Origin of the sequence: Agrobacterium sp. O3.4 (genome assembly GCF_041414895.1) — a bacterium.
GTDB lineage: Bacteria > Pseudomonadota > Alphaproteobacteria > Rhizobiales > Rhizobiaceae > Agrobacterium > Agrobacterium cucumeris.
In genome coordinates, this window is sequence record NZ_JALPZP010000001.1 from 157,592 (window position 1) to 172,433 (window position 14,842).

Consider the following 14,842-nt stretch of genomic DNA (forward strand, 5'->3'; position numbering starts at 1 on the left):
CTTATCTATGGTCTGGAACGGCACCCTCTCTGGCGTGGCAAAATCACCCGCCCGAGGCATGCCGTAAGCTGCGGGTCGTTACCGACCCCGCACGAACCCATGTGACAGATATGTATGCGCCCGCCGTGTTTCAAGCGAACGCTGTGTTCACACATGCGTTATGTTCCGGCGGGACTGTCTCTGACCCGTTTAACTTTCGAACGATAGATTCGTTCCGAAAAACCGCCAAGGCCGGAGCGTACCATCAGCTCATATATTACCCGCCGCCGCATGGGATTGTGCAGGCGCATGACTTTGGAGCCGAGGAACTGCGTCTCCACATGGCCAAGCGCCTGCAGATCGGGGTCGGCGGCAATTGCGCCCGCATAAATCGCGTGAAATTCCCGGCGGCAGACATAGGTTTTATATTTTGTCATGCCGAAGCAGACGAGGCTATGGCCTTGGGTGCGCAGAAAATCGGCGACACCGACCGTTACCTCCGGCCAGGCCGGGTTGAAGGTATCGTCGAAAACGATGATGCCGTGCGGGGCGATCACCTCCATCGCCAGTTTCGCGTCCGCCAGCACGTGATGCAGGTGGTGGCCGCCATCGATGCTGAAGAAGCGCGCCGGGCCGATGCGTGAGGTGATCTCGATGGGTGCCAGCCGGGTGCTGTCGCCCCTGATGATCAAGTCCTCGTCCATGGCAAAACCCAGACGGCGGCCATTTTCCATCAGCCGCTCATATTGATCGAGGCTGCCATCTTAGGGCGGATCAAGATCGAACAGATCGACGCCCAGCACCTTTTCCTGTGTCTGGGCGAATTTGCGCAGCAGGAAATAGGAACGGCCGTAATAGACACCGATTTCCGCCATGCCGCCCTTGAGATCATCCCGCGTTTGCGCCTGCAGCAAAGCCTTGAAGACAAGCGCATCGGGTGGGTCGATATAACCTTCTATGCTGCGTAGATCCTGAAATATGAACCGGCGGTCTTCGATATTCATGCGCGATAGATCCCGTCATCATGCCGGTTCCGTTGAGGCTTTAGCATCGAACGGACGGCGTTGCCTGCGGCGTCGGTTATTCGGCAAGCCCGGCGTGCGGCCACGATGTTTACGGGGACGATTGCAGGCTTTGCGGGGGCCGAGGAGGTGCGACGATTGAAGCGAAATTGGGGCGGTCTACAAAAAGGACCGACTGCGGAATATCGCTATCCGCTAATCTTTTTTTATTATCCGGGACTTCCGGCGAGATACATGGCGCGGTTTTTTTGACCGCGCCATACCAGTTTTCAGCTGCGCAGGGCTTCAAGCAGCTCTTGCATATCGTCAGGCATGTCGGTTTCGAACTCCATCACCTCGCCGGTGCGCGGGTGTTCGAAGGCCAGCAGATAGGCATGCAGCGCCTGTCGCGGAAAGCGGTTGACGGTAGATCTCGCCGGTTCTTCCAAAAGGTTCGCCTTGGTGCGGAAGGACGCGCCATATTCGGGGTCGCCGATCAGCGGATGGCCGATATGGGCCATGTGCACGCGGATCTGGTGGGTACGCCCGGTTTCCAGGCGGCACTCCACCATGGAGGCGAGGCAGGAGGCGTCAGGCCGTTCATGGAAGCGTTCCATTACCTCGTAATGGGTGATCGCTTCGCGGGCGTCATCGGTATCTTCACGTTTGACGGTACGTTTGGTGCGGTCGGCGCCGCGGCCAAGGGCAGCATCGATGGTGCCGCGCAGGGTGCGCGGGCGGCCCCAGACGACGGCCTTATAGGCCCGCTCCAGCGGCCCGGTGCGGCCGTGATCGGCAAATTGCGCGGCAAGATGACGGTGGGCATTATCGTTTTTCGCCACGACCATGACGCCGGAGGTTTCCTTGTCCAGCCGGTGCACGATGCCGGGGCGCTTGACGCCGCCAATGCCGGAAAGGCTGTCGCCACAATGGTGAATGAGGGCGTTGACCAGCGTCCCCGTCCAGTTGCCGGCACCCGGATGCACAACGAGACCGGCGGGCTTGATGAGCACTATAAGGTCTTCGTCCTCATATTCCACGTCGAGCGGAATATCCTCGCCCTGCGGCACGGGGTCTTCCGGCTCCGGCATGACGATTTCGATGCGATCGCCCGGATGCACCTTCTTTTTCGGCTCGGTCACGGGCTTTCCGTTGAGAAGAACCGCGCCCTGTTCGATCAGCGCCTTCAGGCGGCTGCGTGACAGATCGCCGCCAACTTCGCCCACCAGCCACACATCGAGGCGACCTTCGGCGTCTTCCCCGGCAATCAGGACTTTCCTTGCGTCTCCGCCTTGTTTAAAGGGGTCGTTCATTGTTATTTTTCCGATCCATCAGCATTTCAGGGAACCCGATGACGCAGATCGAGCCAGACGAACAGGAAGACAAGCCGCTTGATCCGGCCGTGGAAAAAGTTCGCCGCAAGATGATCCGTTTGCAGATCGTGTCGGGCTCCGTGATGTTTATCAGCCTTATGGCCGTCTTCGGTGCGGTTGTCTACAAGGCGATGGGGCCGTCGAAAACCGTTCAGACGCAGAGCGCTGCGCCAAATCTTGCCGTTCCCACCGGTAACGGCCCGCTGGCCGTCACCGCCAGCCTGCCGCAGGGCTTTGTGATCGACAATGTCAGCTATTCCGGCGGCGACATGCTGTTTTACGGTCGGCTTGCCAATGGCACCCGCAAGGCGCTGGTCTTCAACGTCGCGGCCGGCCGTTTTCTGGCCGATGTGACTGTTGATGCCCAGTGAGGGCAACGAGGGTGTGCTGCTGGATGGGCGGGCGCTGATCCCGGTCGAAGACCCGGCCGATCCACGCATCGCCGCCTTTCGCGATATTCGCGAGCGCGACCTGACCGGACGTCAGGGGCGCTTCATCGCCGAAGGCACGGTAGTGCTGCGCATGCTGGCCGCCGCCCACAAAGCGGGCGGCGCCTTTGCGGCGGAGAGCATTCTCATCCTCAAAAACCGGCTTGCCGGCGTTGCCGATATTCTTGCCGATTTCCCTGATGATGTTCCCGTCTATGTGGCCGAAGCGCCGGTGCTTGACGGTATCGTCGGTTTCCACCTGCATCGCGGCATTCTGGCGCTCGGCCGCCGGGTGGAGCGTGATGGGCTGGAGGACATGACGGCAGCACTTCCGGCCGCCTCGCTGGTGCTGGTGGGCTGCGGCATTTCCAATCACGATAATCTCGGCGCGATGTTCCGCAACGCGGCGGCGTTTTATGCCGATGCGGTGCTGCTGGACGAGACGTGCTGCGATCCGCTCTATCGCAAGGCGCTCAGGGTCTCCGTGGGTTCGGTACTGTCGGTGCCCTATCATCGCAGCGGCGGCGCGGTGGCGATGCTGGAGCGGCTGTCCGAGGCCGGTTTTGCGATCTGGAGCCTTTCGCCAAACGGCGAGACCGAAATCCGCAACATTCCCCGCTCCGAGCGCATGGCGCTGGTGATCGGCACGGAGGGCGAGGGGTTGCCGCAATCGGTGCTGTCGCGGTTTCATACGGCGCGGATTGCGCAATCGCCGCAGCTGGATAGCTTGAATGCTGGCACGGCTTCGGGGCTGGCGCTTTATCAGATGGCGGGGGTTATGGGGCGGGTGTGATCGGGCGGCATCAATATGTGCCGGGAGGCTTACAGTTAACTCTGTGTATGCCGCTTCACCCCCCTCTGCCCTGCCGGGCATCTCCCCCACAAGGAGGGAGATCGATACGCGGCGAGGTTTCGACCATCTCAACGTTTGTGAATTCGGCGATCTCGACATTTAAGAATGAAGTGGCTGTAGTCCGTCTTGCCGATCTCCCTCCTTGTGGGGGAGATGCCCGGCAGGGCAGAGGGGGGTGAAGCGGCAAACTCTGCCCTCACCCTTCCCGCTTCCCCATCAACGCCCCCGCCCGCGTCGCAAGGCTCTCCCGCGCAGACGCAGCGGAAGCCTTGGCCAGCAGCCCCGGAATAGGTGATTTCTCACCCTCCTGCGCCGCCGTCAGTGCAATCATCCTTGCGGCGATCCTCGCGATTTCGCGGCGGATCGGTTCGTCATTGCCGGTGCCGCGCACATTCAGCAGGCGTTCGGTGAGCGCCGTGCCCTGATTGCGGATATCTTCGATTTCCTGCTCCAGACCTTCCGGCAAGGGTGTCGTCGGCTCAGCCGCGGGGGGGATTGTGGCCTCCTCTGTGGCCACCGCCTGTGCCACCTCCTCCGCGGCGACGGGTGCGGTTTCGGGCGCAGCGGCTGGGGCAGGGGTTGCCGGTTGCAGCTGGCTCGCCGGTGTCTCGGCCGGCACGGCGGGGTTCGGCAGGCGAATGATCATGTCGTTGCTGCGGCCGCCGGTTGCCGCAAGCTGTTCCTTGAGGCGGGCGACTTCCTGATTGCGCAGCGTCAGCATCGTATCGAGATCGGCATTTTTCGCCATCACGGCAGCGATCTGGTCTTCCAGTCGGGTGACCTTGCGGCTTTCGCGCGCAACCGCCGTCATGGCTTCCTTGTTGCGGGCCGCCACATCCTGCAATTCGCGGGTGGCGGTCTCGCCTTCCTTGCGGAAGCGCGTGGCGCTCTGTTTTGCCTGCTCGGCCTCCAGATCGCGGGTGGCGGCGGTGATTTTCGAATCGTCCAGTTCGCGTGTCAGATTGGTGAGACGGGCGGTGAGATCAGACATCTGGGCGGCGCGCTCGTTGGCGGCCTGTTCCTGTTGCGTGAGGCTCGCGGCAATCGCACCGGCACGTTCCTCGCTGGTATCGAGGGCGGCGCGCAATTCGCCGATCTCCAGCGTCAACTCCTCGATTTTTAGCGAAAAGCTGCGGTTCTGTTCGCCCAGCCTATAGGCATCGCTGGAAGCGGCCTCGTTGGCGAGGCGCAGCGAGGTGTTTTTTTCCCGCTCGGTATCCAGTTCCTGGCGGACCTTGGCATTTTCGGCGGCGTAAAGCGCACGCGCCATATCCTTCTGGGCACGGACTTCCTGCGGGCTGATGGGCATCGTCGCGCGCAGGCGGTTTTCCGTATAGGCGACGATGCGGCGGTGGATCGCGGGTGCAATCAACAGGGCCAGCAGGGTTGCGGTGAGAAAACCCAATCCGAAAAGAATGGCATATTCGATCACGCGGGACAGTCTCCGAAACTCAGATACGCGCGCATTCGGAAAGAGGAGCGCGAAAGCACGTTACGCTATTATTGCAACCGTGGGGAGGGGTCTCCCGGCAATTGCACAGGCGGTGTCGGCGCCGCTTGTTTCTTCTTCCCGAGGAGGAGAAGTCCGCGGCAGCGGGATGAGGGGGTAATGGTCAAGATATAAGGAGAGCTAGCCCCCTCATTCGACCCTTCGGGCCACCTTCTCCCCGGCGGGGAGAAAAAACCCGCCGCAATCTCCCGTCCTATGCCACCGTTGGCTCCGCTGCACCTCGACTTCAGCGAATCAGAAGGGGTTCCAGGTCGGCTGCTGGGTGAGCTTCAGGTAACCGACATTGATGCCGAGGCGCGCACCGATGCCGGTGCGGATGGGGGCAAGCGTCACATCGCTGCTCTTCAGATAGGTCATGCCGACGCCGGCAACGATGAAGGCGGAACCGCTGACGCCGCCATAACGGCGGTAAAGCGCATCGACGGAGGGAAGATTATAGACCAGCATCATTGCGCGGGTGCCCTGACCGCCATAATCCAGCCCGAGCGACGGGCCCTGCCAGAAAACCGGGTGCTGGCCGGCATTCTTGGTATAAAGCGTGCCTTCGCCATAGGTGAGGCCGGCAACGAAGGCGCCGGAGCCTTCCTGGCCCAGAATGTAACCGTTCGGAAGTCCGTATTGCTGGAAGGCGCGCTCCACCACCTTGGCAAGGCCGCCGGTGGTTTCACCGAAGAATCCGTGGCCTGCATCCACGACTTCCTGGATGGAATATTGATCGCTGGTCTGGGCAAAGGCCGGTGCGACCCACATCAAGAGGCTCGCAAGGAGCGCGAAAATCTTTCCCAGTCCGAGGCGTGCAATGGTGCGGGTTTTCGTAAGGCGCATCGTCATGTCCGTCCGTCTGTTTCGTTAACGCATCAGCCCGAAAAACCGAATCGATTTTCGCAAGGGCCGATGCGTAGAGTCAAAGTTCTACAGCATCTGTCGTGCGTCCTAACGGATACACGGGGCTCCAATGTGGCCTGTTAAGGCATTTGGCATTTTGAAACCATCCTATTAACAATCGGTTTACCAAATATGGTGTCATTATGGCTTAACAATTTCCACACCGTCCGCGCCTCCCTTGCGCAGGAGAGAATTTTATGACGAGCAAACTCAATATCACGCTGTCCGGTCCCGATCTGGCGGCTCTTCTGTGCAGTCGCGTGTGCCATGATGTGATTTCTCCTGTCGGCGCCATCAATAACGGCCTCGAATTGCTGGACGAGGGCGGCACGGATGACGATGCGCTCGATCTCATCCGCACGTCAGCCCTTAACGCATCCGTGCGGCTGAAGTTCGCCCGGCTCGCTTTCGGCGCCTCCGGTTCCGCCGGTGCTTCCATCGATACCGGCGAGGCCGAAAAGGCCGCGCAGGATTTCGCCGCGGCTGAAAAGAAGGCTGAAGTCAGCTGGAACGGTCCGCGCGCCATCGTTCCGAAAAATCGTGTCAAACTTCTGCTCAACCTCTTCCTTGTCGCTTATGGCGCAATCCCGCGCGGCGGCAATGTGGATGTGCTGCTGGAAAGCCCCGACGGCGACGCCAAGTTCGAAATCACCGTCAAGGGTCGGATGATGCGCGTTCCCGCCAAGTTCGTGGAGATTTACGAAGGACGGCTGGAAGAGGCGGTTGACGCCCATTCCGTGCAGCCCTATTACACGCTGCTTCTGGCGGAAGAGGCCAATATGGCGGTGGAATACAAGGTGCATGAAGATCGCATCGTCTTTACCGCAAAGACGATCGCCGAGTGACCGCTTTGCGGACGTGATTTTGCGAAAGGGCCGGGACTGCGTCTGCCGACGCGCCGGCCTTTTTTCGTTTTGGGGAGCACGTTCATGGTTCGTCTGACAACAGCCCGTCTCATCCTTCGGCCACAGGCCATCGGGGATGAAGCGCTTTACCGCGCTTTCTGGCAGGCGGATGTTCCACCGATCGAGGGGCTCACCTCGATTGCGCCGCTGGATGCGGAACTCGCCTTTGCGCGCCTTTTGCGCTTCATCGGCCATTGGTCCGTTTATGGGTTTGGTCCCTTTGTGGTGGAAGAGCGCGCCACGGGACGCATCGTCGGCGAAGTGGGCTTTGCCCATATGCGCCGCGGACATGGCGCTGATTTCGACACGGTTCCCGAGGCAATGTGGAAGATCGATGCCGCACTGAACGGCAAGGGTGTCGCGACCGAGGCCGTGGAAGCCGTGACCGGCTGGTTCGACGGCAGCGGAATTTCGCAACGGACCGTCTGCATGATCGATCCGCTGAACAGCCCTTCATTGGCAATCGCTGCCCGATTCGGCTTTCGGCCATTCCGCGAAACGACGTTCCGCAAATCCCCGATCCGGCTTTTCGAACGTGTGACTGAGGTTTAGACGATTGCGTGAAGGCGCTGCCTTGATCGTGTTTCAGTCCGTCCTGAAACCCGTTTGAGGTCTCGGGCAGCGGCGGTTTGAGCCAAGGGGTTGGTGCATATCAACTCCTGGAGCATCTCATGCGCAATTTCCTTCTGGCGACAATTGTCATCTTCTCCCTTGCTCCCGCCGCGATGGCGGAAAGCACTATCGGTTTCAGGCAGATCAAATTGTCTGACGATGCCGGTGCAAGAGCGCTCAATGTCTCATTATGGTATCCGGCCATTCCATCGGAAAAAACGGAGGTGATGGGTGAAAACGCCGCTTTTTACGGCCTTCAGGTTCAACCGGGCGCTTCCTTTCCGTCCGGTTCCCGCCCTCTCGTTCTGCTCTCGCACGGGTTTGGCGGAAGCTGGCGCAATCTGAACTGGCTTGCCGGAGAACTTGCGCAGGACGGTTATGTCGTGGCCGCGCCGGATCATCAGGGCGAATCATTTACTGAAGAAAATGCAGCCGAGGTCATCCCTCTATGGGAGCGACCGCGCGATATCGGCAGAACGCTGACGGCAGTTCTTGATGATGATCGGCTGGCCGGCGAGATCGACAGGACGCGAATCGCCGTCATCGGCCATTCGCTTGGCGGCTGGACCGCGATGGAGCTGGTGGGAGGCCGCTATAGCGCCGACCTTGCCTTGAAAGATTGCAATGCGGGGAAAGCGCCACCGCAATGCAAGGCGCCGCGGCTGCTGGCCAAGGTCGGCATCGTCGGCGGTGGCAAGGCCGATCCGCGCCTTTCGATGGATTTGCGGGATATCCGCATCCGCGCGGCCATTGCGCTCGATCTCGGCCCGGCCGCCGGGTTTCTGCCGGAAACGCTTGAGGGAGTGGATGTGCCGGTTCTGGTTCTGGCTGCCGGTGTGGAAACGCCACAGATCGCCGCGATCAGGGCCGATTCCGATTATATCGCCCGGCATCTGCCAGAAACCACGACGGTCTATCGGGAGATACCGGACGCCAGTCACTTCAGCTTCATGCAGCTGTGCAAGCCCAATGGCGAAAAAATCGTCGAAGAGATGTCACCGGGCGAAGGTTTCGTCTGCCGGGATGGCGGGGGCAGGGGCCGGGTTGAAATCCACGCACAAATCGCGGAAACAATCGGCGGCTTTCTCAAAGAGAAACTGCATTAGGAGGGCTGTCCGCCCGATGGTTGGGGGACGCCTCGCGGAAACCTTTCGGCTCTGCGCAGCGTTCCGATCCTTCAAGCGGCGTTGAGCGGGTAATATCGAAAAACGAGATCTTCCGGGTCGCTGCGCGGCGCGGATGGGTCGGGAGAACCACCGATTCGTTTGGCGAGGGCTGCGGATTTGCTGTTTTGCGGCGATACGTAGCTCACCAGTGTCGGCAACCTCAGGGTTTCGAAGGCCCAGCCGCGCAGCTTTATGGCGGCTTCGGCGGCATAGCCTTTGCCCTCGTGCCCATCATAAAGCAGCCAGCCCAGTTCCTTTTCGGGAAATAGCGGGCCGTGATTGATGCCGACCTGGCCGATGCATTCCCCCGTTTCATCAAGCTCGATCATCAGCGCGCCGTGGCCGAAGAAGTGCCAATTGGCCAGATCGTGACAAAAAACGCCCCAAGTTTTCCAGAGGTCGTAGGGACCGCCGACGCCGAGGGAGCGTGGTGACGCCATGAAGGCCAGATAAGCGGGGAAATCCGCCATGGTCTGCGGGCGCAATGTCAGGCGTTGGGTTTTAAGGGTCGGGATAGGGTGGTTCATGGCATTGGTCCTTTTTGGGAGTGCCAATATGCGCTTTCTGTTGCGTCTGAATGAAGCGGGCATGTTTCGGCTGTGACGCACAACAAAAAACCCGCTGTCGCCAGCGGGTCTTTTAAAACTGTCCTGTTCTTATAGGAGATCAGGCGGTTTCGAGGAATTCCGTGGCGCCGTCAGGCTCGCGCAGAACATAGCCGCGGCCCCAGACGGTTTCGATGTAGTTTGCGCCGCCTGCGGCATTTGCCAGCTTCTTGCGCAGCTTGCAGATGAAGACGTCGATGATCTTCAGTTCCGGCTCGTCCATGCCGCCATAAAGGTGGTTCAGGAACATTTCCTTGGTCAGCGTCGTGCCCTTGCGCAGCGAAAGCAGCTCGAGCATCTGATATTCCTTGCCGGTCAGGTGAACGCGCTGGCCACCCACTTCAACCGTCTTGGCATCGAGATTGACGATCAGCTCGCCGGTGGAAATGACCGACTGCGCATGGCCCTTGGAACGGCGGACGATGGCGTGAATGCGGGCAACAAGCTCGTCCTTGTGGAACGGCTTTGTCATGTAATCGTCGGCGCCGAAGCCGAGGCCGCGCACCTTGTCCTCGATGCCGGCCATGCCGGAGAGGATGAGGATCGGCGTCTTGACCTTGGAAAGGCGCAAGGTTCTCAACACTTCATAACCCGACATGTCAGGCAGGTTGAGGTCGAGAAGAATAATGTCGTAATCGTAGAGCTTACCAAGGTCCACGCCTTCCTCGCCGAGGTCGGTCGTGTAGACGTTAAAGCTTTCCGACTTGAGCATCAGTTCAATGCTCTGCGCTGTCGCGCTGTCGTCTTCAATCAGTAGAACCCGCATAATTATCCCCTTTGCCGCCCGCGAACCGGTAAAACATTGCCTCGCGCGATGCGGATCCAGACGTTGCCTGATTTGCAGGCTGCCACCAAATGGTTAACAAATTCTAATTGCCTTTGGCAAGGTGTATCGAATTTATTAAGCAAAGAAGGCATTTCTCTGTTTTTGCACGTGAATCCACCATCGCCAAAATTGAAGCTTAACGTGAGGATTTCCCGCTAAGTGATTCAATCGACTCTCACATCGTCTGGCCCATTTTTTGGACCTGGCATTTACCGACCCTTAAATGATCGTGTTTATCATTAACGATGCCCGTAAACGAAAGGTTAACGACGGTGGTTTTTTATTAACGTCGGGTAACTTTTAAGAATCATTCCGGCACAGGAGTTAACCTTTGCGGAGTGACGGGCGGGTTAAACGGGCCGATCAGAGTGGCATAGTGCCTTTTTGATCCGGGTCTCGCTATCCATGGAGTATTGCGTATGAAGTCGCGTGACAGCCTGGTTCGCCTGAAGGAATTTCAGGTCAATGAAAAACGCCGGCAGCTTAACCAGCTGCAGCAGATGATGTCCGAATTCGAGCGGATGGCAAAGGAACTGGTGCATCAGATCTCGCTGGAAGAGAGCAAGTCGGGCATTACCGATCCGACACATTTTGCCTATCCGACCTTTGCCAAGGCCGCGCGCCAGCGGGCGGATAATCTTCAGGTCTCGATCCGGGAACTGAAGGCCCAGCAGGAAGCCGCCGAAGCTTCGCTGGAAGAAGTGCAGGCCGAATATGAAAAGGCCGCTGCCCTCGAAAACCGCGACGGAGCAATCCGCGCCCGCGCCTGACATCAGGCGTATAATCGGACGAATGATCGTCCTCATTGACGGCTGCCGGTGGATCAGGAGGCGGCTTTCAATGACGGGACGACCTGCATTTTTTTAAAAGGCCGCTCTTTTAGGGCGGCCTTTTGTTTTGGCGGGATACCCCGTGTCTTTCCGCGGGACGGCGTCGCCGGATTTTTATTGTCCGGGTATGGGGAAAGGCGTAATTTAAAGGGGTTCCGACCGTGAGCCGGAGGCTTTGCGTGCGCGCCTCAAGCGGGTGCGGACGGCTATGGCAGGGAGGGAAAAATGGCCCGCCAATATATTGATTGCCGCGAATTCCCCAGTGACAGCAAATGCACGATCGCCATCTCCGCCGATTCTCCGGAGGAGTTGATGGAGGCAGCGGTGCACCATGCCGTGGCGGTGCATGGGGCCAAGGATACGCCTGAATTCCGCGAGGAGGTCCGCCACAGCATGCATGCGGGAACGCCGCCGCTGAAGGTGGCCTGACGGGAAGCCCGACGCGTATTTATGAATGACGCAATATTTGGAATGGCTGTGAAGGATCGGGTGTAGGCCGCGTGTTTCTTCTCCCCGCCGGGGAGAAGTCCGCGGCAGCGGGATGAGGGGGCAAGCTCTCAGTTTATCGCTAGCGTTGCCCCCTCATCCGACCCTTCGGGCCACCTTCTCCCCGGTGGGGAGAAGAAATGCACGGCGACGCTTGTGATTATTCTGCAGGCTTACCCCTGGATAACATCCGCCCATTCTTTATGGCGCAGCGCCTGGGCCTTGAAAAACGGGCAGAGCGGAATGATTTTCCAGCCGCCCTTGCGGGCCTCATCAATTGCGTGGGCTGCGAGCGCCTGGCCGACGCCTTGGCCGCGCAGCGCATCGGGCACGCCGGTATGATCGATGATGATAAGGGTGGGGGAGGTGCGCGAATAGGTCATCTCGGCCTTGTGGCCATCGACGGTTGCCGAATATTCGCCGTGCGATCCGGTTTCGGTTGTCTTGATATCCATGATGTGCGCCTCCTTGCTGTTCGTATTGGCCACTGTAACGGCTTGCGCCTGAATTGAAACAGCGGGAAAGCGAACGCAGCGGACACAAACCGGCGACAATCATTTTACCGTAAGACTGGCATGCTGTGCGGGGAAATCCGAAATCAAACCAAATGCTCCGTCGAAAGTCCGACGGAGCATTTTGATAATTCGGTCTGGGCGCGTTACCGCGCCAGCGCAATATCAGTGGCGATATTGCTGAATGCGCGTGGTGCGCAGGCCGGCAAGGCCATGATCGGAGATCGAGGACTGCCAGGACAGGAATTCTTCAACGGTGAGCGTATAACGCTCGCAGGCTTCCTCGAGGCTCAACAGTCCTCCGCGTACCGCTGCAACCACCTCCGCCTTTCTGCGAATGACCCAGCGTCGGGTATTGGCAGGCGGAAGATCCGCGATCGTCAGAGGGCTGCCATCGGGGCCGATGACATATTTAACTCGTGGGCGTATCATTTCGGTCATTGGACACTCTATACAAACTCAAGACCATATGACGGGAACTTTAGCCCCGTACCTTTAAAAATTGCCTAAGCAGGTCGTGACAATTTATTAAGAATTTGAACGGTTTCGCCTGATTTGTTCGAGTCGCCTTATTTTGCCGGGAAAAAATTTTTCCAAAAATCGCAATTTTTCTCACTCGCCGGTTGTTTCCATCAAAGCGCCGCAAGCGAAAGGCACGTTTTCCCGCTGCCCTGGGCAAATTCCGCCGCTCCCTCATGCTGCAGCCGCAATCGGTCGCCGGCATTGAGCGGAACGATGGATGTGGCCGACTGCTGGGTGCCGGTGGCGGAGGCGTTGCCGGCGATGCTGAAGCTGGTCGCCGCACCGTTCACGAACAGCGTTACCCGGTGGCCGGAGGAAGACGCGACGGCAAGCGCCAATACCGCGAGATAGATGCCTTTTGCCGGAACGACGAGTTCACGCCCGCCGCCATTGACGGCATCGCCAAGCGCAAAGCCGCCCTCGGCGATGAACAGCAGGGAGAAGCCCGCCGCAGAGCCGTTGGCGGGCTTGGTTGTGCCCGCCGGCAGGCCGGCGACGACGAGCGGACGATTGGGCATCGAGACCCGGCCGTCGCCGCTGCACAGGAGTGCCGTGTGCCAGGAGGTTCCGTCCGCGCTGGTCTTGATTGAAAACCCGTCATGACCGGCAAGCCCCATTTCCGCCCGGCCGCTCCAGCCGGACTGGAACAGCAGCGAGGCGGTATCGGCCTTGCCCGCCTTGTTGACCGTCAGCCGATGGCTGCCGTCTTCCGGCGTATGGGTGAAGAGGCTGGCGGGGGAGGCGAGCGCCAGACGGTTGGCCGTGTCGGCCTCCGTGCCGATGCCCAGCCTTTCCATCCGGCCGGCGGCGGGTAGCGGCATGTCGCGCCAGACGCCGTCGCGCAGGATGCGGTGTTTGTCCTCACTGGCAAACCAGGCCGTCCAGCCGGGCTGCGGTGTGATCGACAGCCACGCGCCATCCTGCCGGAAGGCGAGCCTTCCGCCTTTGCCGACCCAGTCGCCCGTGGCATCCGCGGAGAGGAGGAAGCAGTCTCCTTCCGCCGCATTTTCGGGCGGTGTGGGGACCGTGGCCTTGATGGTGAGCTGCACGACCGCATCCAGCCTTTGCAGGGCTTCGTTGTGGGTGACGTGCTTCTGTGCCTGTGAGGGCAGGATATAGGGAAGGTGAAGTCTCGCCGTCTGGTCCGTCATGGTGTCTCTTTCGCGCTCGGGTATCGTTTGCGAGAGAGTTTGATGCGGTTGGGCGGGGTGGGGATGCGTGGGGATGGGATTATTTTTTGTTGGTGTTGGTGGGGATGTTTTTCGGGCTCGGAGTATGCGGCTTCACCCCCCTCTGCCCTGCCGGGCATCTCCCCCTCAAGGGGGGAGATCGACTCGAGGCGAGGCTTCGGCCATCTCGACATTTGAGAATAAAGCGGCAGTAGCGCTTCTTGCCGATCTCCCTCCTTGTGGGGGAGATGCCCGGCAGGGCAGAGGGGGGTGAAGCCGCATACACCGAAGCCGCAAAGCCCGTTGGACCAACGAAGGCAGCCGCGCCCCTTTACCCCGCGATCTCCACCGCCATCGCGCCTTCAGCAATAAAATCCGGATTGGCCAGCGCATCCTCGCCATCGCCCCTCACCACATAGGCGAGCAGCCGGCCTTCGCAATCGAGCGTTCGTCCGCCGGCAGCGCGCAGCACGGCGTCGCCGGCGGCTGTGTCCCACATCATGGTGCGGCTGAAGCGGGGGTAGATATCGGCGGCACCTTCGGCCAGCAGGCAGAATTTCAGCGAGGAGCCGACGGAAATGCAGTCTTTCAGCCCGTGTTCGGCCACGAAGGCTTCCGTCTTCGCCGTGCAATGCGAGCGGCTGATCAGCGCCACGGGTGCTGCGCCGCGCTGGCGTGCACGGATGGGGTGGCGCGACAGGATCCCTCCCTCGCCGGAAATGGCGAGCTTTTCCGCCTTGTTGCCTTCACCCGTCCATGCCTGCCCGCGGCAGGGGGCATAAACCACGCCGGCAACCGGAGCGCCGTTGCGGATAAGCGCGATGTTGACGGTGAAGTCGTCCTTGCCGGAGATAAATTCCTTGGTTCCGTCAAGCGGATCGACCAGGAAGAACTCCGTACCGGTCTCCGGCAGGATGCCGTTTGAGACAGCCTCTTCGGCGATCACGGGAATGTCGGGAAAATGCGCGGCCAGTGCCGCAAGAATGATCGTTTCGGCGCGTTGATCGGCCTCGGTCACCGGCGAGCAGTCATCCTTGTAAGACACGTGCGGGCCGGCGCGATGGACCGCCATGATTGCCTGCCCGGCGTCCAGCGCCGCTTTCGTCAATATGTCGATCATCTCTTTGCCGTTGCCATCCCGTGCCGGGATCTTTCGATCCTCAATGTCGCTACTCCTTTG

16 protein-coding genes and 1 pseudogene are annotated in these 14,842 nt (G+C 59.9%); 7 read left to right on the forward strand and 10 right to left on the reverse strand.

Going from position 1 to position 14,842, the window contains the following annotated elements; genetic code table 11:
- Nucleotides 1-158 precede the first annotated feature (158 nt).
- Both M0412_RS00705 and M0412_RS00710 read right to left on the reverse strand, forming a co-directional pair.
- Nucleotides 159-983, reverse strand: a pseudogene (locus tag M0412_RS00705) (class I SAM-dependent methyltransferase).
- 287 nt (nucleotides 984-1,270) lie between these two features.
- Nucleotides 1,271-2,293: an RluA family pseudouridine synthase gene (locus tag M0412_RS00710; protein ID WP_269703487.1), complete on the reverse strand. Its 1,023-nt coding sequence runs from the start codon at nucleotides 2,291-2,293 to the stop codon at nucleotides 1,271-1,273.
- Nucleotides 2,294-2,331: 38 nt separating this feature from the next.
- On the opposite strand from M0412_RS00710, the gene M0412_RS00715 reads away from it, so the two are divergent.
- Entirely contained in the window at nucleotides 2,332-2,724 is a 393-nt protein-coding gene (locus M0412_RS00715; protein WP_046801500.1) for a hypothetical protein, read from the forward strand.
- On the forward strand, nucleotides 2,714-3,574 hold the full coding sequence (locus M0412_RS00720) for an RNA methyltransferase (RefSeq protein WP_269703489.1): 861 nt from the start codon (nucleotides 2,714-2,716) through the stop codon (nucleotides 3,572-3,574). Before M0412_RS00715 ends, M0412_RS00720 begins: the two co-directional genes overlap by 11 nt.
- 256 nt (nucleotides 3,575-3,830) lie before the next feature.
- On the opposite strand, the gene M0412_RS00725 is transcribed toward M0412_RS00720, so the two are convergent.
- Both M0412_RS00725 and M0412_RS00730 read right to left on the reverse strand, forming a co-directional pair.
- Nucleotides 3,831-5,066: a hypothetical protein gene (locus tag M0412_RS00725; RefSeq protein ID WP_269703491.1), complete on the reverse strand. Its 1,236-nt coding sequence runs from the start codon at nucleotides 5,064-5,066 to the stop codon at nucleotides 3,831-3,833.
- 312 nt (nucleotides 5,067-5,378) lie between these two features.
- Nucleotides 5,379-5,975 (reverse strand): DUF1134 domain-containing protein, encoded by a 597-nt coding sequence (locus tag M0412_RS00730; RefSeq protein WP_052818233.1) that lies wholly within the window; start codon nucleotides 5,973-5,975, stop codon nucleotides 5,379-5,381.
- Nucleotides 5,976-6,226: 251 nt separating this feature from the next.
- Here M0412_RS00730 and chpT point away from each other — a divergent pair, with 251 nt between their 5' ends.
- The 3 genes from chpT (at nucleotide 6,227) to M0412_RS00745 (ending at nucleotide 8,652) form a co-directional block, all read left to right on the forward strand.
- Nucleotides 6,227-6,874, forward strand: coding sequence for a histidine phosphotransferase ChpT (chpT, locus tag M0412_RS00735; RefSeq protein ID WP_142840536.1), 648 nt, complete (start codon nucleotides 6,227-6,229; stop codon nucleotides 6,872-6,874).
- A gap of 84 nt (nucleotides 6,875-6,958) precedes the next feature.
- Nucleotides 6,959-7,486 carry a GNAT family N-acetyltransferase gene (locus M0412_RS00740; RefSeq protein WP_269703497.1) on the forward strand — a complete coding sequence of 176 codons (528 nt, stop codon included), beginning with the start codon at nucleotides 6,959-6,961 and terminating at the stop codon, nucleotides 7,484-7,486.
- Nucleotides 7,487-7,605: 119 nt separating this feature from the next.
- The gene (locus M0412_RS00745; RefSeq protein WP_269703499.1) at nucleotides 7,606-8,652 is read left to right on the forward strand and encodes an alpha/beta fold hydrolase; all 1,047 of its coding nucleotides are present in this window, start codon (nucleotides 7,606-7,608) and stop codon (nucleotides 8,650-8,652) included.
- A gap of 71 nt (nucleotides 8,653-8,723) precedes the next feature.
- On the opposite strand, the gene M0412_RS00750 is transcribed toward M0412_RS00745, so the two are convergent.
- Both M0412_RS00750 and ctrA read right to left on the reverse strand, forming a co-directional pair.
- Nucleotides 8,724-9,239 carry a GNAT family N-acetyltransferase gene (locus tag M0412_RS00750; RefSeq protein WP_269703501.1) on the reverse strand — a complete coding sequence of 172 codons (516 nt, stop codon included), beginning with the start codon at nucleotides 9,237-9,239 and terminating at the stop codon, nucleotides 8,724-8,726.
- Between the two features lie 139 nt (nucleotides 9,240-9,378).
- Nucleotides 9,379-10,083 carry a response regulator transcription factor CtrA gene (ctrA, locus tag M0412_RS00755; RefSeq protein ID WP_003491823.1) on the reverse strand — a complete coding sequence of 235 codons (705 nt, stop codon included), beginning with the start codon at nucleotides 10,081-10,083 and terminating at the stop codon, nucleotides 9,379-9,381.
- Nucleotides 10,084-10,562: 479 nt separating this feature from the next.
- On the opposite strand from ctrA, the gene M0412_RS00760 reads away from it, so the two are divergent.
- Complete coding sequence (locus tag M0412_RS00760) at nucleotides 10,563-10,913, forward strand: flagellar export protein FliJ (RefSeq protein WP_003491821.1); 351 nt, start codon at nucleotides 10,563-10,565, stop codon at nucleotides 10,911-10,913.
- 285 nt (nucleotides 10,914-11,198) lie between these two features.
- Nucleotides 11,199-11,402 (forward strand): DUF1059 domain-containing protein, encoded by a 204-nt coding sequence (locus M0412_RS00765; RefSeq protein ID WP_142840532.1) that lies wholly within the window; start codon nucleotides 11,199-11,201, stop codon nucleotides 11,400-11,402.
- Nucleotides 11,403-11,632: 230 nt separating this feature from the next.
- Here the strand turns inward: M0412_RS00765 and M0412_RS00770 are convergent, their stop codons facing one another.
- From M0412_RS00770 to cysQ, 4 genes are all read right to left on the reverse strand, one after another.
- Entirely contained in the window at nucleotides 11,633-11,914 is a 282-nt protein-coding gene (locus M0412_RS00770; RefSeq protein ID WP_142840531.1) for a GNAT family N-acetyltransferase, read from the reverse strand.
- Between the two features lie 222 nt (nucleotides 11,915-12,136).
- Nucleotides 12,137-12,412 (reverse strand): DUF1153 domain-containing protein, encoded by a 276-nt coding sequence (locus M0412_RS00775; protein ID WP_004430042.1) that lies wholly within the window; start codon nucleotides 12,410-12,412, stop codon nucleotides 12,137-12,139.
- Nucleotides 12,413-12,603: 191 nt separating this feature from the next.
- Nucleotides 12,604-13,644, reverse strand: coding sequence for a DUF2793 domain-containing protein (locus M0412_RS00780; protein ID WP_283159136.1), 1,041 nt, complete (start codon nucleotides 13,642-13,644; stop codon nucleotides 12,604-12,606).
- Between the two features lie 349 nt (nucleotides 13,645-13,993).
- Entirely contained in the window at nucleotides 13,994-14,782 is a 789-nt protein-coding gene (cysQ, locus tag M0412_RS00785) for a 3'(2'),5'-bisphosphate nucleotidase CysQ (protein ID WP_269701799.1), read from the reverse strand.
- Nucleotides 14,783-14,842 lie beyond the last annotated feature (60 nt).